General features: G+C 36.1%; 19 protein-coding genes and 2 pseudogenes. 7 read left to right on the forward strand and 14 right to left on the reverse strand.

The genetic code is table 11. From position 1 onward, the window contains the following. The first annotated feature begins 47 nt into the window (after positions 1–47). The 3 genes from BOQ62_RS02680 (at position 48) to BOQ62_RS02690 (ending at position 3,529) form a co-directional block, all read left to right on the forward strand. Positions 48–1,259: a voltage-gated chloride channel family protein gene (locus tag BOQ62_RS02680; RefSeq protein WP_228413614.1), complete on the forward strand. Its 1,212-nt coding sequence runs from the start codon at positions 48–50 to the stop codon at positions 1,257–1,259. A gap of 259 nt (positions 1,260–1,518) precedes the next feature. Continuing rightward, positions 1,519–2,394, forward strand: coding sequence for a LysR family transcriptional regulator (locus tag BOQ62_RS02685; RefSeq protein ID WP_129036898.1), 876 nt, complete (start codon positions 1,519–1,521; stop codon positions 2,392–2,394). 199 nt (positions 2,395–2,593) lie between these two features. Continuing rightward, entirely contained in the window at positions 2,594–3,529 is a 936-nt protein-coding gene (locus BOQ62_RS02690; protein ID WP_129036900.1) for a YeiH family protein, read from the forward strand. A gap of 81 nt (positions 3,530–3,610) precedes the next feature. On the opposite strand, the gene BOQ62_RS02695 is transcribed toward BOQ62_RS02690, so the two are convergent. The 8 genes and pseudogenes from BOQ62_RS02695 to BOQ62_RS02730 form a co-directional block, all read right to left on the reverse strand. Further along, the gene (locus tag BOQ62_RS02695; protein WP_228413617.1) at positions 3,611–3,790 is read right to left on the reverse strand and encodes a hypothetical protein; all 180 of its coding nucleotides are present in this window, start codon (positions 3,788–3,790) and stop codon (positions 3,611–3,613) included. A 177-nt stretch (positions 3,791–3,967) separates the two neighbouring features. Beyond that, the gene (locus BOQ62_RS02700) at positions 3,968–5,209 is read right to left on the reverse strand and encodes an MFS transporter (RefSeq protein WP_129036904.1); all 1,242 of its coding nucleotides are present in this window, start codon (positions 5,207–5,209) and stop codon (positions 3,968–3,970) included. 73 nt (positions 5,210–5,282) lie between these two features. Further along, positions 5,283–6,848 (reverse strand): ribonuclease Y, encoded by a 1,566-nt coding sequence (rny, locus tag BOQ62_RS02705; RefSeq protein ID WP_185146783.1) that lies wholly within the window; start codon positions 6,846–6,848, stop codon positions 5,283–5,285. A 233-nt stretch (positions 6,849–7,081) separates the two neighbouring features. After that, on the reverse strand, positions 7,082–7,369 hold the full coding sequence (locus tag BOQ62_RS02710) for a cell division protein ZapA (protein ID WP_077415090.1): 288 nt from the start codon (positions 7,367–7,369) through the stop codon (positions 7,082–7,084). Next, positions 7,369–7,671, reverse strand: a complete 303-nt coding sequence (locus BOQ62_RS02715; protein ID WP_047376863.1) for a hypothetical protein — start codon at positions 7,669–7,671, stop codon at positions 7,369–7,371. Before BOQ62_RS02715 ends, BOQ62_RS02710 begins: the two co-directional genes overlap by 1 nt. 139 nt (positions 7,672–7,810) lie before the next feature. After that, positions 7,811–8,593, reverse strand: a complete 783-nt coding sequence (locus BOQ62_RS02720; RefSeq protein WP_105701517.1) for a porin family protein — start codon at positions 8,591–8,593, stop codon at positions 7,811–7,813. A gap of 3 nt (positions 8,594–8,596) precedes the next feature. Further along, positions 8,597–9,327, reverse strand: a pseudogene (ubiE, locus tag BOQ62_RS02725) (bifunctional demethylmenaquinone methyltransferase/2-methoxy-6-polyprenyl-1,4-benzoquinol methylase UbiE). A 3-nt stretch (positions 9,328–9,330) separates the two neighbouring features. After that, positions 9,331–9,900: a hypothetical protein gene (locus BOQ62_RS02730; protein ID WP_105701516.1), complete on the reverse strand. Its 570-nt coding sequence runs from the start codon at positions 9,898–9,900 to the stop codon at positions 9,331–9,333. Positions 9,901–10,001: 101 nt separating this feature from the next. On the opposite strand from BOQ62_RS02730, the gene BOQ62_RS02735 reads away from it, so the two are divergent. Together BOQ62_RS02735 and BOQ62_RS02740 are read left to right on the forward strand one after the other, a co-directional pair. Beyond that, positions 10,002–11,075, forward strand: a complete 1,074-nt coding sequence (locus BOQ62_RS02735; protein WP_129036910.1) for a 3-oxoacyl-ACP synthase III family protein — start codon at positions 10,002–10,004, stop codon at positions 11,073–11,075. Between the two features lie 64 nt (positions 11,076–11,139). Next, the gene (locus tag BOQ62_RS02740) at positions 11,140–12,345 is read left to right on the forward strand and encodes a metallophosphoesterase (RefSeq protein WP_129036912.1); all 1,206 of its coding nucleotides are present in this window, start codon (positions 11,140–11,142) and stop codon (positions 12,343–12,345) included. 144 nt (positions 12,346–12,489) lie between these two features. Here the strand turns inward: BOQ62_RS02740 and BOQ62_RS22900 are convergent, their stop codons facing one another. Then, positions 12,490–12,954: a hypothetical protein gene (locus BOQ62_RS22900; RefSeq protein ID WP_228413619.1), complete on the reverse strand. Its 465-nt coding sequence runs from the start codon at positions 12,952–12,954 to the stop codon at positions 12,490–12,492. Between the two features lie 371 nt (positions 12,955–13,325). After that, positions 13,326–14,291 carry an NAD-dependent epimerase/dehydratase family protein gene (locus BOQ62_RS02750; RefSeq protein WP_129036914.1) on the reverse strand — a complete coding sequence of 322 codons (966 nt, stop codon included), beginning with the start codon at positions 14,289–14,291 and terminating at the stop codon, positions 13,326–13,328. A 200-nt stretch (positions 14,292–14,491) separates the two neighbouring features. On the opposite strand from BOQ62_RS02750, the pseudogene ggt reads away from it, so the two are divergent. Beyond that, a pseudogene (gene ggt, locus BOQ62_RS02755) lies at positions 14,492–16,179 on the forward strand (gamma-glutamyltransferase). 177 nt (positions 16,180–16,356) lie between these two features. Further along, on the forward strand, positions 16,357–17,643 hold the full coding sequence (locus tag BOQ62_RS02760) for a dicarboxylate/amino acid:cation symporter (RefSeq protein WP_129036916.1): 1,287 nt from the start codon (positions 16,357–16,359) through the stop codon (positions 17,641–17,643). Positions 17,644–17,757: 114 nt separating this feature from the next. Here the strand turns inward: BOQ62_RS02760 and BOQ62_RS02765 are convergent, their stop codons facing one another. From BOQ62_RS02765 to BOQ62_RS02780, 4 genes are all read right to left on the reverse strand, one after another. After that, complete coding sequence (locus BOQ62_RS02765; protein ID WP_129036918.1) at positions 17,758–18,609, reverse strand: diacylglycerol/lipid kinase family protein; 852 nt, start codon at positions 18,607–18,609, stop codon at positions 17,758–17,760. A 42-nt stretch (positions 18,610–18,651) separates the two neighbouring features. Beyond that, complete coding sequence (locus BOQ62_RS22905) at positions 18,652–19,053, reverse strand: RsiV family protein (RefSeq protein ID WP_228413621.1); 402 nt, start codon at positions 19,051–19,053, stop codon at positions 18,652–18,654. Positions 19,054–19,580: 527 nt separating this feature from the next. Further along, positions 19,581–21,515 carry a DUF3857 domain-containing protein gene (locus BOQ62_RS02775; RefSeq protein ID WP_129036920.1) on the reverse strand — a complete coding sequence of 645 codons (1,935 nt, stop codon included), beginning with the start codon at positions 21,513–21,515 and terminating at the stop codon, positions 19,581–19,583. A 2-nt stretch (positions 21,516–21,517) separates the two neighbouring features. Further along, positions 21,518–23,410: a DUF3857 domain-containing protein gene (locus tag BOQ62_RS02780; RefSeq protein WP_129036922.1), complete on the reverse strand. Its 1,893-nt coding sequence runs from the start codon at positions 23,408–23,410 to the stop codon at positions 21,518–21,520. Between the last annotated feature and the right edge of the window lie 98 nt (positions 23,411–23,508).

Here is a 23,508-nt window from a genome sequence, read left to right on the forward strand (position 1 = left end):
CATTTTTCTTCAGAAAATTTCCGGCTCTACCTTATATTTTAAAATGGTTGTGTATCAGTATTATTATTGGAGCTTTGGTAGGAACGGCTTCTGCTGGATTTCTTCAATCTTTAGAATGGGCAACGAACTTCAGAGAAAATCATCTCTGGCTGATTGCATTGCTGCCGGTGGCTGGATTCCTGATAGGAATTCTTTATTATTATTTTGGAAAAGATGTGGAAGCAGGAAATAACCTGTTGATTGATACGATTCATGAACCCAAGGGAATTATTCCGTTTAAGATGGCTCCTTTTGTATATCTGGGAACAATTGTCACTCATTTTTTCGGAGGTTCAGCAGGTCGTGAAGGAACAGCACTTCAAATGGCAGGAGCTATCGCCGATCAGCTAACGAAACCTTTTAAACTCGACAGAAATGACAGAAAAATATTGATTATTTCAGCAATTGCTGCGGGATTTGGTTCTGTTTTCGGAACTCCACTGGCCGGAGCTGTTTTTGGTCTTGAGGTTTTTCTGATGGGAAGAATCCGTTATAATGCCATCTTTCCCGCGTTTGCTTCTGCTGTTCTGGCAGACTGGGCTACCAATCTCTGGAATGTAAAACATACCCATTATCATATTGATTTCATTCCAAAACTTGAATTTCTCCCCATTCTATACAGTATTCTGGCAGGTATTGCCTTTGGAATCTGTGCAGCTGCTTTCAGCAAGATTATCCATTGGATGGGTTCTCTTTTTAAATCAAAAATCAAATATCCTCCACTCCGTCCTGTTGTAGGAGGAATTATTGTTGCGTTGGCAGTTTTTGCGATGGGAACAACCCGATACATCGGATTGGGTGTGTCCGTGATTCTAGAATCTTTTGATAAACAGCTTCCCCTGTATGATTTTGTTTTAAAAATGATTTTTACGATTGTTACGCTTTCAGCAGGATTCAAAGGTGGGGAGGTTACTCCTTTGTTCTTTATCGGGGCTACTTTAGGGAGTGCTTTGTCGCTTTTTATTCCATTACCTTTTGGATTATTGGCTGGAATGGGATTTGTAGCCGTATTTGCCGGAGCAACCAATACTCCTTTAGCCTGTATGCTGATGGGAATTGAATTATTCGGAGCAGAATGTGGTGTATATGTGGCTATTGCGTGCGTTGTATCTTATCTTCTTTCCGGCCACAACAGTATTTATACAAAACAGAAAATCGGAGAAGCGAAAAACAGAAGATTTGAGAGCCAGCAGGACAGATCTATTTCGGATTTTTTATAGGGGATACGAGATTCGGGGTTCGGGTTGCAGGTTACGAGTTATCTTCGTTGCGGGTTACGAGTTGCAAGTTATATGCCCACAACATTAAACTCTGAACCTTAAACTTTAAACTCTCAAACCCTCCCACTCTCAAACTCAAAACCTCAAAACCTGCAACTCGCAACTCGTATCCCATCATCCTCAAATTCTAAAACTCTCCCACACTCAAACTCACCAACTCCCTTTCACCATTTCCAACTATAATTCGTAATTTTACCCCATGTTCGATTACAGATTAAAAGTTTTCCATACGGTAGCTACCCGATTAAGCTTCACTAAAGCTTCAGAAGAGCTTCACATTTCCCAGCCTGCTGTCACCAAACACATTAAAGAAATTGAAACACAGATAGGTGCCAAATTATTTGACCGTAAAGGAACTTCTATCCAATTGACCCAAAGTGGAAAGATTCTTTTTGAACATGCTGAGAAGATCAGAAATATCTACCGTGATATGGAATTTGAGATTAACCAGATCAGTCAGCAGCATAAAGGAAAACTGATTATCGGGGCAAGTACCACTGTTGCACAGTATATTTTACCGGAAATTTTGGCCAAATTCAATTCTTATTATAAAGACATTAAGATTGAGCTTCTTACAGGAAATACAGAAACCATCTCAACTCTTTTAAAAGAAGAAAAAATTGATCTGGGGATCATTGAAGGAGAATCGCAGTCTTCCTATTTTGAATATAAAACGTTTAAGCCGGATGAAATTGTTCTGACTGCAAAATCAGATCACCCGCTGGCTCATAAAACATTAAATTTGAAAGATCTTTATCAACTGGATTTGATCTTCAGAGAGCAAGGCTCAGGAACATTGGAATTTATCCAAAACAGGCTTAAAGAAAAGGAAATTAATATCCATGAACTGAATACGGTCATGCAGCTGGGAAGCAGTGAAAGTATTAAAAATTACCTTCTCCACTCAGAATGTATGGCATTTCTTTCTATCAGTACCATCCTGAATGAGCTTAAAAATAATGTATTGACCGTTATTGATGTTAAAAATTTCAGTATTGAAAGAGATTTTCATTTTATTCTGCCTAAAGGGGAACAATCTGAACTGATAAAACTCTTCTTAAGATTTGCTGAATGACAACCAATAAGCAATAAGCAATAAGCAATAAGCAATAAGCAATAAGCAATAAGCAATAAGCAATAAGCAATAAGCAATAAGCAATAAGCAATAAGCAATAAGCAAAGATATAACTTTTGGTTATTCGATATAACAAAATACAATTTACTTTGTAATAGTATTTTCCGGAATTTTGATGCAGATTTTAAAAGTTCGCATTATGAAAGATTTCATTCAAAATGAAATGACACGGAAAGTATTTTTTATTGCGTTAGCTGTTTTGTGCCTTACCCCCTTTATATCTTCGCCTATAGCCCTTATTTTAGGATTTTTTCTTGCTATTTTGATAGGAAATCCTTTTGAAAAGCATCTTCATCACTATATTCATTTACTGCTGCAGATTTCAATTGTTGGGCTGGGATTCGGGCTAAAACTGGATGAAGCGCTTCATGCCGGAAAAACGGGTTTGATGTTAACAGTTGTAAGTATTGTTACAGTAATGGTTTTAGGATATTTTCTTGGGAAGGTATTTAAACTGGAAAGACCTTTATCTTATCTTCTTTCTGCGGGAACCGCTATCTGCGGTGGAAGTGCCATTGCAGCCGTCTCTCCTATTATTAAGCCCAGCACAAAGCAGATTTCTCTTGCATTGGCCATTGTATTTACACTCAATTCTATTGCATTGTTTGTTTACCCTGCTATTGGACATCTTCTGAACCTTTCACAAGAACAGTTTGGGCTCTGGTGTGCTGTGGGAATTCACGATACAAGTTCTGTAGTAGGTGCTGCCGGCAAATATGGAGATGAAGCCTTAAAAACAGCAACTACCGTGAAATTGGCGCGTGCTTTATGGATTATCCCTGTTTCATTGATCACCATGTTCATTTTTAAAAGTAAAGATTCTAAAATAAAAATTCCGTGGTTTATTGGTTATTTTATTGTTGCAATCTTATTAAATACGTATTTCCCCATTCTTGAAAGTTTCAGTACTGCAATCACTGTTTTAGCAAAATCCGGCCTGAATCTGACTTTATTTTTCATCGGTTCTACGCTTTCTATTCAGACGATGAAGTCTATTGGATTAAAACCTTTAGCTATGGCAATTATCCTATGGGTAACAATAAGTGTTGGCAGTCTTCTTTACATTATCTATTAAAAAGAGCAGAACCCTTTTGAAATCAAAAGGGTTCTGCATATTAAATGTGGAAATGTTTATTTCTAATTGAAATAATTTTCTTTAGATTGCGGCTTCACCACAAGTATATACCTGCGGGCAACCGATATACTGTACACAATACCAAGGTCCTGTTACAGCACCTGAACAGCTGCATCCGCAAAGAGACAGATCCGGCTTACCGCTTACTCCTCCTGTAATATTTTTCAAGTCTTGTTTTCTCAGTTTTTTAGCGTTTTTCATAATGTTAATGTGATTTAGTTTTGATTAAAAATATAGTTTTAGTTACGTTCCAAAGTTAAACAAATATTAAATACTCGCAACAAAAATCAAAACAAAAATTAATAATTTATTGATTATAACTTCATTATTGTATTCAAAACGAGGAATACCAGCGTATTATTTATTAAACAATTTAATTTACTCTGTAAATTCAAGATCTCTGTCATGCGTTTCTGAAATGGTAAGCGAGGAATAAAATGCAAGCCCGAATACCACCACTCCTACAATGGCTGCACTTTCCACTACCGGAAAATGGCCTTTAAGAGAATCAAACGCAAATATCATCACCGGTACCAATCCTCTTACCATATTGGGAACAGTAGTGGTTGCGGTATTTCTGATATTTGTTCCAAATTGTTCAGCTGCCAGCGTTACAAACATAGCCCAATATCCAGTTCCAAAGCCCAGCCATACGCAAAACAGGTAATATTTTGTTTCTGTATTTGTATTACCAAATAACATTATTGCTACTCCGATCAGGGTAAAAATCAGCATATAAAAAATGGCCATTTTACGTGATTTTAAAGCATGAGAGATAAATCCGCTCAATAAATCACCGACAGAAATTCCTATATACGCCCACATAATTGCTTTTCCGGGGTTAAGGTCTTTTATTCCCATTTCAGGAGCAAACTGATTGGCTAAAACAGCCAGAATCCCGATACAGTACCAGGTAGGCAATCCTACAGCAATGCATTTTAAATATCTTATCAATCGGTCTTTATTCGTGAAAAAGGATAGAAAATTTCCTTTTGAGACATTTTTATGGACAATATTCTTATAAATTCCGGATTCGGATACACTAATTCTCAGCAGCAACAACAGGATTCCCATTACTCCCCCGATAATATAAGAGATATTCCATCCTCCGGCCAGTTCTACGGTAAGCTGAGCCACAACAGCTCCCATTAATCCAAAACCAGCAACTACTGAGGTTCCGATGGCTCTTAAGCTCTTCGGAAGACTTTCAGAAACCAGTGTAATTCCTGCTCCCAGCTCTCCGGCTAGCCCAATACCCGCAATAAACCTCAAACCGGCATATTGATACACCAAATGCTCTTTAGGGAAATAAGGAAGAAAACCACAGGCAATGTTGGCCAAGGAGTATACCAGAATAGAACCGAACAAAACGGAAAGTCTTCCTTTTTTATCACCAAAAATCCCCCAGAAAACCCCTCCAACAAGAAGTCCTACCATCTGGCAGTTCAGAATAAAGGTTCCGTCTGCATCAGGATTCAAACCTAATGCCTTTAAACTTGGAATTCTAACGATACCGAATAAAAGAAGGTCATAGATATCTACAAAATAGCCTAGGGCAGAAATAATAACGGGAATAGAGAAAATGTACTTCAGTTTTGAAGACAGGGACAGTTCTTGCATTTTTAAGTTTTGATAAAAATAAAAAACCTTTCAATTTCTTGAAAGGTTTTTATTAAATATCTTTTTCTGATTATTATCTGGCAATATTCACAGCTCTCGTTTCTCTGATTACTGTTACTTTTACCTGCCCTGGATACGTCAGTTCATTTTGAATTTTCTCTGAGATATCGTAAGAAAGTTGAGAAGCTACTTCATCGTTTACTTTTCCGCTCTCTACCATTACCCTCAGTTCTCTACCTGCCTGAATTGCATAAGCGCTTGATACTCCATCGAAGCTTAATGCTGCAGATTCAAGATCTTTCAATCTCTGGATGTAAGATTCCAATACCTGTCTTCTTGCTCCTGGTCTTGCTCCTGAGATGGCATCGGCTACCTGAATGATCGGAGACAATAAAGACTTCATTTCAATTTCATCGTGGTGAGCTCCGATAGCGTTTACTACTTCAGGGTTTTCACCATATTTCTCAGCCCACTGCATTCCTAGAAGCGCGTGTGGAAGTTCTGATTCCTGCTCAGGCACTTTACCGATATCGTGTAAAAGACCTGCTCTTTTTGCTAATTTTACGTTTAATCCTAACTCAGCAGCCATGGTTGCAGCAATGTTTGCTACTTCTCTTGAGTGCTGTAGTAGGTTTTGTCCGTAAGAAGAACGGTATTTCATTCTACCTACGATTTTGATCAATTCCGGGTGTAATCCGTGGATTCCTAAATCAATGATGGTTCTCTTACCCACTTCAATGATTTCCTCTTCGATCTGTTTTCTTGTTTTTTCTACAACCTCTTCAATTCTCGCCGGGTGAATTCTACCATCAGTTACCAATCTGTGAAGGGATAGTCTTGCAATCTCTCTTCTTACCGGGTCAAAGCATGAAAGAAGAATGGCTTCCGGAGTATCATCAACGATGATTTCTACGCCTGTTACGGCTTCTAAAGCACGGATATTTCTACCTTCTCTACCGATAATTCTACCTTTTACTTCATCAGATTCAATATTGAAAACCGATACTGAGTTTTCGATAGCCTGTTCGGTTCCGATTCTCTGAATGGTTTGGATAACGATTTTTCTCGCTTCGTTTTTGGCATTCATCTGAGCTTCTTCCATGATGCTCTGAACGTGTGCCTGTGCTCTTGTTTTAGCTTCAGCTCTCATGGTTTCTACCAATTCTGCTTTAGCTTCATCAGCTGTATAATTAGAGATTTTTTCAAGTATTTCTACTTTCTTAGCGTTAGCTGTATCTAATTCCTGTTGTTTTCTTTCAAGAATTTCGGTCTTCTTAGCGTAGTCTCCAATCTGCTTATCCAGATCTTTTTCAAGTTTTCCGGTCTTGCTAAGTTCGTCATTCAGCTTATGCTCTTTGTCTTTCGTTCTCTTTTCAACTTCCTGCATTTTCTTTTCACGGGACTGAATGTCTGCATCATGCTGAGATTTCAGTTCCAGAAACTTTTCTTTTGCCTGAAGGTTTTTTTCTTTCTTTATGGATTCAGCCTGTACGTTAGCTTTTTCTATAAGGTTTTCGGCGTTTTTCTTAGCATCATCTATGATGAATTTTGCTTTAGTATTCAGAGAACTTCTGGAAAAAAACATTCCCACGACAGCTCCAATTACTAAACAAACAACACCGACTATAACTTCTATCATAATTTATATTGAGTTTTAATTGTATTCATATCCTTGTTTAATAAAAAAAGCCCACAATAATCCAGAGATTGAGAGTAAACTCCTAATCAACACGATTTGAACTGATTTCCACTGTCTGTAATCCGGAAATCCGGCACGCCATTCGATGGACATTTGTTCGGTAATTGTTTAGCGTTGAGTTTACCTTTAATGTGTTAGAATTATTGTAGGCAGTAATTTTTCAGGAAAAAAATCTATTTCCCGATTTCATTCAACGACTGATTAATCTGCGTTAACCTTTCGTTGGTAGAATTAATATTTTTTTCGTAGTTCAGAGAAACTACTTCTGCATTGGTTCCCAGTTTCAGGGCACACATTGCCAAAGCATCCTGTTTATCTCTTACATCGAAGTTCTGTTCAAAATCTTTAATCATATTCTCGATCTGCTTCCCTACTTTACGCAAAGTTTCTTCCTCTGCTGCCGGTACGTTCAGCGGATATACTCTTCCTGCAATGTTGACGGTTATTCTCCTTATCTCCATTATAATCCACTGTTTTGAAGCTGAGCAATACAGAAATCAATTTCTTTCACCAATCTGTTGATATGGTTTTTCATTAATCTATTGTGTTCAGGATTTCCTGATATTGCTGAATAAAGTTTTATATTTTTTTGTTCTTCTGCTAATACCTGATTCTTTCTTCTTTCCTCATCATACTTCTTCTTCAGTTCTTCATGCTCAATATTTAATTCTTTTAAATTTTCCGTAAGATTTTTATAGTTCTTTTGCAGAGTCGAAATCTTTCTCTCTAATTCTGAAAAATTGTTTTCTAAATCTTGAAGCATTTCAGGTTTGTATATTCTAACTAAAAGCAAAAATAAAAAAATAATAACACTAACAAAAATAAAACACTCTATATTTTGATATAACAATAAAAAAGGAGGCGCTAATGCACCTCCTGTCTATTTTTGAATGAAATATTTTTTATTCAAATTTCAGAACAAACATTACGGCTCTTGTCTGCAGTGTAGAGATGGCAGACGACCAGTAAGGAGGTGTAGTAGCATTATCAGCTACTTTCTCGTTGTTCATGAAGAATGTTCCTCTTACAGCAGGAGTCAGTTTAAACTTATTGAAATAAAACTGAATTCCCATTTCTGCAGACCATGCGAAGTTGTGCGTTGTAGATCTGTAGATTCCCTGCATGTTATCATCTGTAGAAGTTGCATTAGACTGAAGGTTTACTACATAGTTCACCCCCGCTGCAACGTAAGGCCTTGAATTGTACCATCTCTGACCGTGAAGTTCCAAAAGTACCGGAATATCAATCAAAGTAGATTTAATTTCTCTTACTCTATCCTTTTCCTGTAAAGGGATTGGCATAAAAGGAGGATTGGTAAGAGACCCGCCTGCATAAATGTCATTGGATTGAGTATTAAAAGTCAACTGTCTTTGTGCAAACTGTAAACCTGGTTCTATTCTTACGTCAAGATAGTCATTCAGTCTCCATTTTGCAATAAGCCCGGCACCGAAACTATAACTTTCCTTAGAGGTAACAAGGTTTTCATTATCATTCATCCCGTATTTCGGATGCAAAACAATGCGGTAATCCAGTCTGTTCCCGTTCAAATAAAACCCCCAACTGAATTTCTGCTCGTCGAAATCTTCCAACTTATCCATTCTGTTTCGGGTTCTGAATTGCGCGTTAGCAAAAACGGCAACATTTACTGAGGTTAAAACCAGTGCTTTTAATAGAAATTTATTCATAGGTTACTTTGTTGCTTTATAAATTGTGGCTATACCTAAACTTAATTTTTTATATTCAACTTTCTTAAATCCCGTATCTAAAAGAATTTGTTTCATCTTCTCCCCGAAAGGAAAAGCATTTACAGAATCCGGAAGGTATGTATACGCCCTATTATCCTTAGAAACCAATCTGCCGATGGCAGGCAATATATTTTTGAAATAAAACATATAAAATGGCCCCATGAAACCCTCAACCTTTGAAAACTCCAGTATATAAACACTTTTGTTATCTTTAACTACTCTTCTTAACTCTGCCAAACCTTTGGTAAGGTTTTCAAAATTCCTTACTCCAAATGCAACGGAAACAGCATCAAATCTATTGTCCTCGAAAGGTAAATTTTCTGCATCTCCTTTTTGCATGGAAATTTTGCCGTCTAATTTAAGTTTTTTTATTTTAATAACGCCAACATTCAGCATTTGTTGTGATAAATCTAATCCAACTACTTTAGAACCGGTACCTTTTTCAATGGTAATTGCCAGATCTCCCGTTCCTGTAGCCACATCCAGCACTTCCTGCGGATTATCATTTTTCATCCATTTTACCAGTTTATTTCTCCACAGAATGTCAATTTTCATGGATAAAACACGGTTCAGAAGGTCATACTTCGGTGCAATATTGTCGAACATATCCTCTACCTGGCTTTTTTTGTAGCCTCTGAATTGTAGGGAGTAACTTTGGTGATATCTTTTGTCAAAACTTAAAACTTGTAATATTCTTTATAATAATTTAGGTAATCCTGCTTTCTGAAGATTTTAGATCGTGATTCCACTTGCTGGATATTCTTGATCACTTTATCATAGTCTTCATCTACATTGTAATAAAAATCTTCTGTGTAAAGCTTATTGAAGCGTTTCGCTCCTCCGTAATAGTCCTTTCCGTCAATAACGGTTTTATCAAGTGCCGACAGCAACGAATCTTTTTTAAGATTGTATCCGTAATACTGATCATTCACATAATAATCCTGATGGGTAATATTAATCAGACCACGAAGTTTATTCACTTCAAATGCTGAATCGTAAAGCATTTTTTTGTTCTGATCGAAAACCTGAATAGAGTTTTTCCCTTTATTCAAATCCACATGCACATACTGCCCCGCTGAAATAATACCTTCAGATCCGTTATTGATCTTGAAATAATACGTATTCGGGGTAGGATTATCTACCACATAATAATTCTTCTTGGCTAAAAAAAGGAAGTAGATCCCAAAGGCAACGATAAACGCCACAGCTGCAATAAGTAAGCCTTTTAAGGATGAGTTGTTTTTCATAGATTGTAAAGTACAATTTTTGCAAATTTAATAATATTTTTAATTCTCTGTTATTAATATTAATTATTAACTTTGCATCTTTAAAAAAATCATATAAACGAATGCCGAATACGATCATTATTGGCTCTGGATCTTATATTCCGAACAGAGTTATTGGTAGAGATTACTTCATGAATTCCGAGTTTTATACTGAAGACGGAGTAAAGATTGAAAAGCCTGTGGAAGAGACCATTGCGAAATTTGTAGAGATTACAGAAATCGAAAACAGGAGGTTCATTGAGGATGATCTTTCCAACTCAAAAATCGGGTATGAAGCTGCAAAAATTGCTCTTGAAGATGCAAAAGTAGACGGCGAAGAATTGGATTATATCATCTATGCAAGCAATTTCGGGGAAGTTACCGAAAACGGATATGCGGATTTTATGCCAACAATGGCAGCAAGAGTAAAGAATAAGCTGGGGATCAAAAACAGAAAATGCGTAACATATGATATGGTTTTCGGTTGCCCAGGATGGGTAGAAGCTATGATTTTGGCGGATAATCTGATCAAAGCTAAAGTAGCGAAAACAATTCTTGTTATCGGAGGAGAGACTTTAAGCAGAGTAACTGATCCTTATGACAGAAACAGAATGATCTTTGCTGATGGTGCCGGAGCGGTAGTAGTAAAAGCAACTGACGAAGAAAATGTGGGAATTATTGCTCACAACACAATTTGTGACAACGGACCAGAATTGAACTATCTTGAAAACCAGCCATCTATCAATAAAGAAGCGGATCAAAAACGTCTTTACGTAAGAATGTTAGGAAGAAAGATTTATGAATATGCTCTTAAAAATGTACCGGATGCCATCAAAGATACCATTACGGATGCTGGTCTTTCTATTGAAGATATAGATAAAATCTTAATTCACCAGGCAAATGCTAAAATGGATTACGCTATGATTGAAAGACTTCACAGACTTTACGATGTGAAAGAATATGATCACGCAATCTCTCCTATGACCATTCAGGATCTTGGAAATACTTCTGTAGCAACAATTCCTACGATGTATGACATTATAATTAAAGGAAAAATGGAGGGTCAATCGTTTAAAGATAATGGTAACATTGTGATGACTTCGGTAGGTGCCGGAATGAATATCAATGCTATCGTTTATAGATTTCCTAAAAAGTAATATTTAAACAATTAAAATATAAAAGCACAGGGAAGTTTATTCTTTGTGCTTTTTTTGATCAGATATGCAAAAGAATTTTTTAATCATTGCCGGAATCTTCCTGTTTTTGGAAGTATATATTTATCAGGCTGTCAGAACGCTTACCGATAATTTCTGGATCAGAATCGGATATTGGGTAATATCACTGGTCGTATATGGAATTTTCGCCTACGAAGTCACTCATTACCAAAGGTCAGACCGAAGTATGGTAAGAGCTCAGATCATGATTTCACTGTTTTTAATCTTCATCCTTCCAAAAATTTTCGTGGTTCTGTTTTTATTAATTGATGATATCATCAGAACCGGAGGTTACCTGATTGGATTTGCCAAGCCTACGGAAAACTTTTTCCCGGAAAGAAGGAAGTTTCTAAGTCTTGTGGGGCTTGGAATGAGCGGAGTTCTTTCAGCACTATTCATTGACGGAATTACGTTTGGAAAATACAGACATAAGGTAAGAAGAGTAAGAGTGAATTTTGCCAATCTTCCGAAAAGCTTTAAAGGCTACAAAATCATCCAGATTTCAGATGTTCACAGTGGAAGTTTCTCTGATCCGGGTAAGTTACAGCACGCTATCGAACTAATCAACGAACAGAAGCCTGATCTGGTATTATTTACCGGAGACATGGTGAATAACGTCGCAGATGAGTTCAAACCTTTCATTCCTTTATTTTCAAAAATTAAAGCTAAAGACGGCAAATTGGCAGTCTTAGGAAACCATGATTATGGAGATTATGTAAACTGGGAGTCACCCGATGCTAAAAAGAAAAATCTTGACACTTTAATCGGCTATGAAAAGCAGGCCGGGTTTGATATGTTAAGAAACGAGCACAGAGTCATCGAAAAAAACGGAGAAAAATTATACATTCTGGGCGTTGAAAACTGGGGATTAAAACCATTTCCTCAATTTGGAAAAATAGATGACGCTTTAAAAGGCGTACCGGAATCTGCTACTAAAATTTTAATGAGTCACGACCCTACCCATTTTGATTATGTAGTAAAAAAGCACCCTGCCAATATCCACCTAACCCTTTCAGGACATACACACGGAATGCAGTTTGGTTTAGATCTTAAAAATGTAAAATGGTCACCAGTACAATACCGTTACCCAAAATGGGCTGATTTATACGAAAGTGAAGGAAAACTACTGTACGTAAACAGAGGATTCGGTGTATTGGGGTACCCGGGAAGAGTGGGTGTATTGCCGGAAATTACACTTTTTGAACTGAGCTAGAGGTGCGGGCTTCGGATTGCGAGTTGCTCTGATAGCGAGTTTATTTTGTTGCGGGTTGTTTTTATTCCTAGTTACCCACAACCTTAAACTCTCGAACGCTCTCACTCTCAAACTCCCTAAAACCTACAACCTAACATCTGCAACCTAAAAAATATAATCTTTCATACGGGAAGTAGCCATTTCCCTGTCATTGAGAAAAGTAATGAGGGCATCTAATTTGTCCTCCATTTTTTTGCCCGAAAACAAGCTTCGGTAGAATGGTATTTCAAAACGGTATTTCTTGAAATCCGTAAACTGCCATGTATTTAAATAGATCAGCACAAACTCTTCATTCTGCAATGTTTCCAGAACCATATTCTGATAATACTTCATCGGCAGGATCTGAAATACAAAATCATTGTAAGGAAGCTGGCTGTACGGAGAGATACTTTCCGGGACAATACTCAACCCATCTTCTTCTGTGATTACGGTATCTCTTTTGAGTCTTTTGAAGGGAAAAAGAATATTGGCATTATCAATATTGGAAACGTAATTAAATTCCATCAGCTTCAAAATTTCCTGCGAAACTTTTACATCTTTCTGACGAATTCCTCTGATCTGTTTTTCCAAAAGCTCCTGAATATTCTTCTTGGCATTTTCAATTTCTTCCGGATTGGAATCTTTATTATAAAAAGCAATTTCATGCCCTTTGGATGAAATTGCTTTTATTAAATTCTGAAGTTTTTCGGTAAGAGAAATTTCTACAAAAAACTTGACTTGATATTATGAATATCTAAAATTCTAAGAATTGCTCTGGTATTATCTTCTGTGATTTTCAATCTCTCATCAGCAGTAATCTGGGAGCCATTTTTTACTTCAGCTTCAATACACGTGATGTTAAAAGTCAATAATACCATTTAAATTAAAATTTATATAAATTCTATAAAATATTAAAAATCAGACGTTAAAGCAATTATTAATTAAAGTAAAACTTTACATTATTAATCCTTACCCAATTTCACTTTCAGATTCTTGATCATATCCTTTGTCATTTCTGAAATTCCGAAATCATAAGTCAGACCCCAGTCTTTTTTAGCTACAGAATCATCAATGGAAGCTGGCCATGAATCTGCAATTGCCTGTCTGAAATCCGGGTTATAATCAATCGTAAAATCTGGAATTTCTTTCTTGATTTCGTCTGACAATTCTTTTGGAGTAAAAGACATTCCACCCAAATTATAAGAAGAACGAACCGTCAAACTTTCTTTCGGTGCATCCATTAATTTTAAAGTTGCATTGATAGCATCATCCATGTACAACATCGGCATCCCTGTATTTTCGGAAATGAAACTTGTATACTTTCCATCTTCAATCGCTTTATAGAAAATCTCAACAGCATAGTCAGTAGTTCCACCTCCTGCTGGAGTTTTCCATGAGATCAATCCAGGATATCTGATACTTCTTACATCCACCCCATATTTATCGAAATAGTATTCGCACCACTTCTCCCCTGCCATTTTAGAGATTCCGTAAACAGTTGTTGGATTCAACACCACATCCTGCCCTACTTCATGCTTTGGAATTCCTTTTCCAAATACAGCGATAGAACTTGGCCAGAAGATCTTTTTAAGAAGCCCTTCTTTCGCCATTTCACAAAAGTGTAGCAATGGTTCAAGATTCAGTTTCCAAGCAAAAATAGGCTGCTTTTCTGATGTTCCGGATAAAAGCGAAGCCAGATGATACACTGTCGTGATATCGTAATCCTTAATCACCTGTCTTACCAATTGTGTATTGGTAACATCCATTCTTTCATAGTGTCCGGCAGAAGTAATTCCTTCCTGCCATCTGTCTAATCCTGAAGCAACCACGTTTTCAGCTCCGTGGATTTCAACAAGTCTGTTCGTAAGTTCGGTACCAATTTGTCCCAAGGCACCTGTAATCAGTATTCTTTCCGTATAGGATTCCATTTTTCAGATTTTTTAGAATTGTACAAAAGTAAAAAAACATGTCAACCATAATAAAAAAGGTGTATTTAAAAATATTCACCTGATAAACGACATGTATCTTCCATTAGACTACCTCAATCAAAGAAAAAACTAAATGCAATGATCATCAGGCTGTGATTAACTGAAAATTCAATAATTTTGTTTCAAAGAAAAACAATCATATGAAGAAGATTTTAATTGCTTCGATGCTTTTGGCAGCTCAGCTCAGCTGGGCTCAATTCACAGATATCAATATTATTAAGGAAGTACAGGTAAAGAATAAAGGTGTTGTAGTTTCTGCACATCCATTAGCCAGTGAAGCGGGAGCTAAAATCTTAAAAATGGGCGGAAATGCCTACGATGCTGTTACTGCAGCACAATATGCTCTTGCTGTAGTGTATCCGCAAGCAGGAAATATCGGAGGTGGTGGATTTTTGGTAGGTGTGAAAAGTAATGGTGAAAAATTCACGCTGGATTACAGAGAAACGGCTCCTAAAAAGGCTTCCAGAGATATGTATATTGATAAAAAAGGAAAAGCAGATACCGATCTTTCTCAAAACGGAAGACTGGCAGTAGGAATACCAGGAAGTGTGGCCGGATTCTTTGCTACCCTGAAATACTGCAAACTTCCTATGGAAAAGATTATTCAGCCTGCTATTGATCTTGCTGAAAAAGGATTTGCCATTACAGATAAAGAAGCAGAAATGCTGAATAATCAAAGAGAAAAATTCCAGAAACATAATAAATCTTCAATCATTTTTGTAAAAGATACTCCATGGAAAGCCGGAGATCTGTTAATTCAAAAAGACCTGGCTGAGACTTTAAACTGATTCAAAAATTGGGAGCAAAAGGTTTTTATGAAGGAAAAACAGCTGATCTCTTGGTTGCAGAAATGAAAAGAGGTAACGGAATTATTACCCTGGAAGATCTTAAAAATTATAAAGTTGCCGAAAGAAAAGCACTGGAATTTGATTATAAAGGAAATAATGTTGTTACCATGCCTTTACCTTCAAGTGGCGGAGTTCTTCTTGCCCAAATGCTAAGAATGGCAAGTTTTGAAAATCTTGAAAAATACCAGCAAAACTCTACAAAAGCTGTCCAGATCATGACGGAAGCAGAGCGAAGAGCTTATGCAGACAGAGCAGAATATATGGGCGATCCTGATTTTATTCAGGATAAAACCTCTTACCTGATCTCTGATGACTATCTGAAAGGAAGGTGGAAAAGCTTCAGTTTTGATAAAGCTACACCCAGTGCAGAAGTGGGTAAAATCATAGAACAACCTAAAGAATCTATGCAGACTACTCATATTTCCGTATTGGATAAAGATGGAAATGCTGCTTCTGTAACCACTACTCTTAATGGATATTACGGAAGCAAAGTTCTGGTTTCAGGAGCGGGATTCTTTTTAAATAATGAAATGGATGATTTCTCTATCAAGCCTGGTGTACCGAATATGTTTGGAGCTGTAGGAGGAGAAGCCAATTCAATACAGCCGAATAAGAGAATGCTTTCTTCTATGACTCCAACCATTATTCTTAAGAACGGAAAACCTTTTATGGTTGTGGGAACACCTGGAGGAACTACAATCCCAACTTCAGTATACCAATCCATTGTAAATGTGGTGGATTTTAAACTGAATGCGAATATTTCCGTTAATGCGCCGAAATTTCACCACCAATGGCTACCAGAAACCATTACTGTGGAAAACAATTTCCCGGAAAGCACTATTTCTGAACTGAAAAGCAAAAATTATGTCATTGAAAAGACAAAATATATCGGAAAAACAGAAATGATTGTCATTGATGAAAAAGGAAATATCCATGCTGTAGCAGATGGCCGTGGAGATGATTCGGTAGCTGTGGAATAATTACATTTATAATCAATCAGATAAATACAGCTCCGGCTTCATTCATAAAAGGTTTTTATCTTTTATGAATGAAGCCGGAGTTTTTATATATAAGCCTTGCAAGAGATTCTTTTCAATGACTTTCGTCATGTTTTCAGATAAATTTTCTTAATTTTCGCTCTTAAAAAAACAAAACGACTGTTCTTTGAAAGCAAAAAAATACACAATCAGCTTTATTTCCAGGTGATTATAGCCATAGTTGCGGGTATTCTTCTTGGAAAATTTTACCCTGAATTGGGAGAAAAAATGAAACCTTTGGGAGACGGATTCATCAAATTGGTGAAAATGATTATCGCTCCGGTGATCTTTATTACCCTTACTTTGGGAATCGCCCATATGACCGATTTGAAAAAAGTAGGCAGAATTGCCATCAAAGCAATGATCTATTTTTTCACCTTTTCAACCCTTGCCCTCATCATCGGATTAATAGTTGGAAACCTTTTACAGCCAGGTCATGGTTTAAATATTGATCCTTCTACCCTTTCAGGTGATGTTTCACAATACCAGGCCAAAGCTCACGAATCAACGCTTACAGGTTTCATTATGAATATCATTCCTGAAACTTTATTCAGTCCGTTAGTAGGTGAAAATATTCTTCAGGTTCTTTTGGTAGCTATTTTAATGGGAGTTGCTTTGGTTTTAACAAAAGAAAAAAGCCAGAAAGTAACGGATTTTCTACAAGATCTCTCAACTCCGGTATTCAAAATTGTTCATATGCTTATGAAGCTTGCTCCCATTGGAGCTTTCGGGGCTATGGCATTTACGATCGGAAAATACGGACTTCATTCTGTATTGAACCTGATATTTCTTGTAGCCACATTTTATATTACCTCTATTCTTTTCGTTGTTCTGGTGTTGGGAGCGGTAGCATGGTATAACGGATTTAATATTTTTAAACTCCTTTTCTACCTTAAAGAAGAACTTCTTCTCGTTTTGGGTACAAGTTCTTCAGAGTCTGCTTTGCCGGGAATTATGGAAAAACTTGAAAAAGCGGGCTGCTCAAGAGCCATTGTAGGTCTTGTGGTTCCTACCGGATATTCTTTCAATCTTGACGGAACGAATATTTATATGACGCTTGCCTCGCTATTTATCGCACAAGCATTAAACATTCATCTTCCCATTGAAAAACAGCTGATGCTTCTTTTGGTGGCTATGTTAAGCTCAAAAGGTGCCGCAGGGGTTACAGGTGCTGGATTTGTTACGCTGGCAGCAACACTGGCAGTAGTTCCTGAAATTCCGATTGCTGGTATGACTTTAATTCTTGGGATTGATAAATTCATGAGTGAATGCAGAGCATTGACCAATGTAATCGGGAATTCTGTTGCCACAGTAGTGGTTGCCAACTGGGAAAAACAGCTTGATAAGAAGCAGCTTCAATATTGCCTGGATCATCCAACAGAAGTTGAGAAAAAACTTGAGGTTTAGATAGGGAGTTTGAGAGTGGGAGTGTTTGAGAGTGGGAGTGTTTGAGGGTTTTAAGGTTTAGCGTTGTGGGTTACCAGGAACAAAAACAACCCGTAACAAAATAAACTTGAAACCTTAAACCAAAATATTCAAACTCGCAGGCTGTACTTTAACATGAATGGGTGATTTTATTTTATTGAATTCACCGTCAAGATGCCAGTTTTTAGTATTTACTTTAAATGATATTTCGGAAACCGGAAGATAGGTTACATATTCATCATCTTTCAGTCTTTTGGTAAACATTCTGAAAGCAAACAGGGCAGAATAAGTAAGCGGAAACTTTTTTACTAAAACCATATCCACCAGTCCGTCACTTTTACTTGCTTTAGGAGCAATATAAGCATTGTTCCCAAACTGGCGTGTATTGGCGATATTCATCATCAGATAGCGGCCGTTGTACTGCTGGTACTCTTCATCAAAGAACTTCACTTTGATAGGTTTATAATTAAAGAATGTTTTCAGAGAAACTTTGATATAGTTTTTAAATCCACGGCTGGTTTTTTCAAACTCTTTGACTACTTTACCATCAAATCCTGTTCCTGAAACATTGATTGAAAGCCTGTCGTTCACCGTAAATGTATCAATCTTTCTGGAGTTTTTCACTTTTATTTTTTCTAAAAGTTCATCCAGATTTTTACTGAATTGTGTTTCATTGGAAAATCCGTTTCCTGATCCGGCCGGAAAAATAGCCAGAATTTTTTCTGTATTAATAAGATTTTTTGCCACAGTGGAAATAGTTCCATCTCCTCCTATGGCTACAAAGATATCCACTTCATCAAAGTGGTCTTTGATAAACTCATCAGTTCCCAGAATAGATTCTGAAACGTAATATAATGGATTTTCAACCTTATTTTTAAGCTCGTTCAAAAACGGCTGATAATTTTTTTTAGCTGAAAATGGATTGATAATAAATGCTACTTTTTTCATCAACGCAAAATAGAAAATGCTTCCTGAACTGGAAGCATTAATTTACTTAATTTTCATTCTTTCTTTAAATTCTGCATTTAAAGTCCCTTTTAAGTCTTCCCATGAAACAGGAATTGTAATATCTCCAGCGGCAAAAGCTGCAATTTCATAAGGACTGTAGTGGAAATATAGATTTTTATCGTCAAAATAGAAGTTATCTGATGCCGGAATTTTCTCTACTAACAACATTTCGGAGTTTTTCACCTCACCATCACCATCCATTGTTCCGCTGTTCATTTTATCAATATTTTTCATCAGAATGGCCTCAATCTTATTTTTAGGCATTGAAGTAATATCTTTCAGTTCTAATTTTTTGCTGTTTTTAAGATCAAAAACTCTTTCTGAAAAACCATAATTATCATGAGCACCGCCTTCATATCCGCTTCCAACATATTGTATATGCATATATCCGTTTATATTTGAAATCAGATTCATATGTGAGCTTGAATACCAATTTTGGGCATATGTGACGTCTGAGACCCAATCTTTATTATCATTTTTACTGAGTTGAAATAACTATTCTTTTCATTATCCAGATAAGCCTGAAGACCTGCTTTGGAAAAGTCTTTGATTTTTTCATTCTGAAAATAGATGCTGTCTAGGAGTTTTTTATCTTTTAACATTGGAAAAACCAGTAGTTTTGAAGTATAACTCACTTTTAAAGAATCTGTAATTTTTGTAGAATCATTAACTTTAACAGAGTCTACTACAAATTCTTGTTGTGTTTTATTTTCTATTTTTTCTGATGCCCCTCCCGTTTCATTTTTTTACAGGCAGTCATCCCTAAGAAAGAAGATAATGCTATAACAGCAATCGTATTTTTCATAATTCTAATTTTTTTTTGATAGTAAATACAAAAACCATTCAAAAGATGAATGGTTTTTGAAAAAACTTATTTTTATTGATTAAATTTTGTTCAAATTGAATAAAATTTATTTTTTAATAAGGCTGATCACCTGGTTCTCAAATTTGGAGGCTACGCCCCAGATCTGTTTAAATGCAGGATAGTATTCTTTCGGATAATCTGAGCTGCCTATTTTTGTTGTGGTAGTTACTTCCAGTTTATTTCCTTTTTGTTCTATAGAATAACTATATGATATTTCTTTATCTTCTGTAACAATCTTTTTTTCTTTAGGCATTTCCTCTATTACATATCCTTCAGGAATTTCAAGAGTTACTTTCTTAACTTTGGTAGTGGGAGATCCAAAGTCGATAGGATATTTTCTGACTTCAGCCTGATCAAACTCATTGGAACTTTTACTTAAAAACAACATTGGATTGATAATCATTTTCTTTCCTACTCTATCAATAAGGTTTGAAGAAGAGAATTTCATACTGCTTTCAAAATCTCCATTTTCCAACACTTTTGAATTGATATCCGTAAAGTCCATAGAGAAATTTTCTTTGTACTGTTTTTTATATTTTTCTGCATTGTCATCATAACTATCCTTTACATACATCGCATAAGCACCGGTATCCCTATCTGAATAAGTTCCTGAAATACTTCCGTCATCATTAATCTTGGCATTAGCTGTAAGGAAAGTATTGCTTGATTTTAAATTGGACATTTGAATCTGCAGCGTCTTTTCTTTAGTCACCAGAATTCCAAATTGATTCCAGTTTTTAAGAGGAATTTCATCAAGAGAAGACTGCTTCGAGGTTGCATCATAAATATGCAGCTGATCATTAAGATTAATAGCTGCCAATACAAAATTCATATTGGAAATATTGGGAGACACCAGATTAATTATCCCGTTTTCTACTGTAGAAATAACCAAAGGATCAGCTTTAAGCCCGGCTTCACGAAGCATCATCACTAAGAAAAGATTAATTTCTGCGGCATTTCCGACTTTAGTTTCCAACAATTTTTTGATACCATCCTCAGTGTAAACCCCTCTGTCTTTATTCCAGGTAAAAGTTTTCTGAACATAAGAAAAAATGGTATTTGCCTTTTCAAGATCGGTTTTCATTCCTGAAACTTCTGCCGGCATATTTTCTTTAGCCAGTTTTGTTCTTTTCAGTTCTCCACCAAAATCGTCACTTTCATAAAGTCTTTTCCCTATCTGATCCCATGAAGACGAATAGAGTTTAAGCTCACCAAAATTAGTAGAGTTTAGCTCCGCCCCTATTTTCGTCCTGAAGTTTCTGTCATTTCTTACAAACTTTTCAGTTTTAAAACCTTTTATATTTTCATAAGCAAATCTGTATGTTCTGTACTGAGCGCCATATAGATTTCTTTCTTCTATTTCTCTGTATTTAGGAGTCATTTCTCCTGTATAATTTAGATTATAGGACATATTAATGGGAGCGTCCAATACATATTCTGTATTCAGGGAAGGGGTATCGGATTCTATTAATACTTCCGGAATAATGAATCGGAATGGTGATACGATTTCATACTGATATTCTAAGACAGATCCGTTTTTCACACTTGGAAAAGCAAATTTGGTCAGCGTAACGTATTTATTCTCTTTACTTTTATATTGAGAACTCTTCTCTACTTTTACAGGAACTACATTTCCATTTTCAAGATTATAGGTAAAAGCCTTGAATTTACCCAAAGATTCTCTATTGGTTCCTACATTGTAAATAGGAATTTCAAGATTCAACCAGTCTTCAGCTTTATCTTTATTGTAAATTTTAACTCTGAAGTAATATCTTTTGTGAAGGTTTCCTGTATTGGCATCTATCATAAAGTAAGCTGATTTATACAAAATCTCAGCAGGAGCATTTTCATCTAATAATGATTTCACTTTAGACAGATCCGCATCATTGAATTTAGGAGGATTCAGAAACTCATACTTTTTCTGAGCATTCAGCATGATTGCATTGGCAGAACAAAGCACCAATACTATTATTTTTTTCATGGTTATATTTTAGTTATTAAGATTTTTGAATTATCCCTGTTCAGAATTTTTTTTCTGAAACTTATGTAATCGTTGTATTTTTCTTTTGGATATAATCCTTTATTAATCTGCATTTTTCTGATTACTTTTATCTCATCGTTACTTTTAACGAAACTCAACTTGTAAGATCCAAATTCTGAAGTAATATTGGAATTATCTGGTGTTTCATCAATTTTGTAACCTTGAGGAAGAATAAATGCAATTTCATATTCATCTTCATAAGACATCCCTACTTCAAAAGGAAGTTCCCGGCTTTCATCGGTTTTAAAAACAGCATCCGTAAAAATAGGGACAGATCTGAACAAAAGACTGTTTCCTGCTTTTTTAGAAAAATTATTCGTCTTAAAATCCAGATCATAGGTTATGGCAGCATTGTCTCGGTCATTATTAAAGTTTTTCATTTCAACCTTTTCAAAGTTTAAAATATCAAATATCCTTTTTACTGCATCATTTTTTTCTTTAGGGTTAAGATTAGCCAATCCTAAATTATAATCATACTGATTTCCCGTATAGTAAAAATTCCCAGTTCCGATAATGCTGTTATCCTCATGGAGGTTAATTTTCAACGTCTGTTTTTCTTTATTCTGTTCTGCTTTATATACAGGGGTATTGATCAGTTCTATTCCTTTTTGAGTCACAGCCAATACATTTCTATCCGTTGTACTGTAACTTAAATGGTTAAAAGCTATTTGCTGAGACGTGTTTTCAAGCCAGATATTTCCTTTTTCAGTAGGAACCATCAGAATAACATGGTTTCCACCCATAGATGGGAATTCAGGATCAAAGGAAACCTGTGAACGGCTAGAATTGATAATACAATAAGTGGATGGAATACCTGCCTCGGTCAAAAGAATCCTCATATAATTGGTAAGCCCTTTACAGTCTCCATATCCTTTTTTCTGAACTTCATCCGGCAGCATAGGCTGCCAGCCTCCTATTCCTAGAGATACCGCTATATAGCGACTTTTGTTCTGCATGTACTGATAAATTTTCTTCACCTTATCGGCTACGGATCCCTGCAGCTGTAAAGAGGCTACTTCCGCTTTAATAGCAGGAGTAGATCCTGAAACGGGTATCAAAAGATCATTATAAATCCAAGTTCCAAAATCTGTCCAGTTATTCAAAGTTCCCTGTTTTCCTGCCAGACTGAATCTTGCCAGAGCAAAATCAACAGCAGGTAAAATCTTAACAGGCTGTGGTATCATAAAGGCATCATCAATAGCAGGCACGTTTTTGTAAGCATAAGTCTTATCATTTCCACTGCCACTCTCTATTACAGATGTATAATTATATTTTGAAGGATAAATCTTAGTTCTCAACTCAATTCCTGAATTATTAATGATTTTGAACTGTGCTTCTTCCAAAGATGTTTTCACAGAATTAAAAGGCACAAAATCAGGGATAAAAACCGTGTTTTCATCATTCGTTTCGTAAGAAAAATCCACAGTATAAGGATACTGAGCCGGTGTATATGAGTATACCAAGGTTCTGTTATCAGAATAAAAAACTCCCTGAGGATTATTAGCTACATCCTGAAAATCAGACTTCGAGACACTCTTGATTTTTTTCCCGGCTTCATCATAAATCGTAACTTTTATGTTTGAAATACGCCTTTGTTTATCATAAGGAATATAAATAACTGCCTGTTCGTTACCATCTTTATTTAAAACTGTGGTAACCGTGTTATACTGGTATTTTATTTCATCAACTTTATTGATCTGAGCAGTCGTGAAATCTTTTCGTACAACGACGTTAGCATTTTTCTTTAAATTCTCAGGAATGGCAGAGGCAGGATAGCTCTGTGCGAAATGTAATGAGGCTATAGATAAAGCCCCCAAAACTAATATTTTCATCATAGTTATTAAGATTATGCAAAAATAAGAAAATCTTAATAACTGTTAAAAAAATATAAAAGGCTTCAACATGTGAAGCCTTAACCTAATACTTAAAAAGT

It is taken from the genome of Chryseobacterium sp. CH21 (assembly GCF_004119445.1).
Classification (GTDB): Bacteria; Bacteroidota; Bacteroidia; order Flavobacteriales; family Weeksellaceae; genus Chryseobacterium.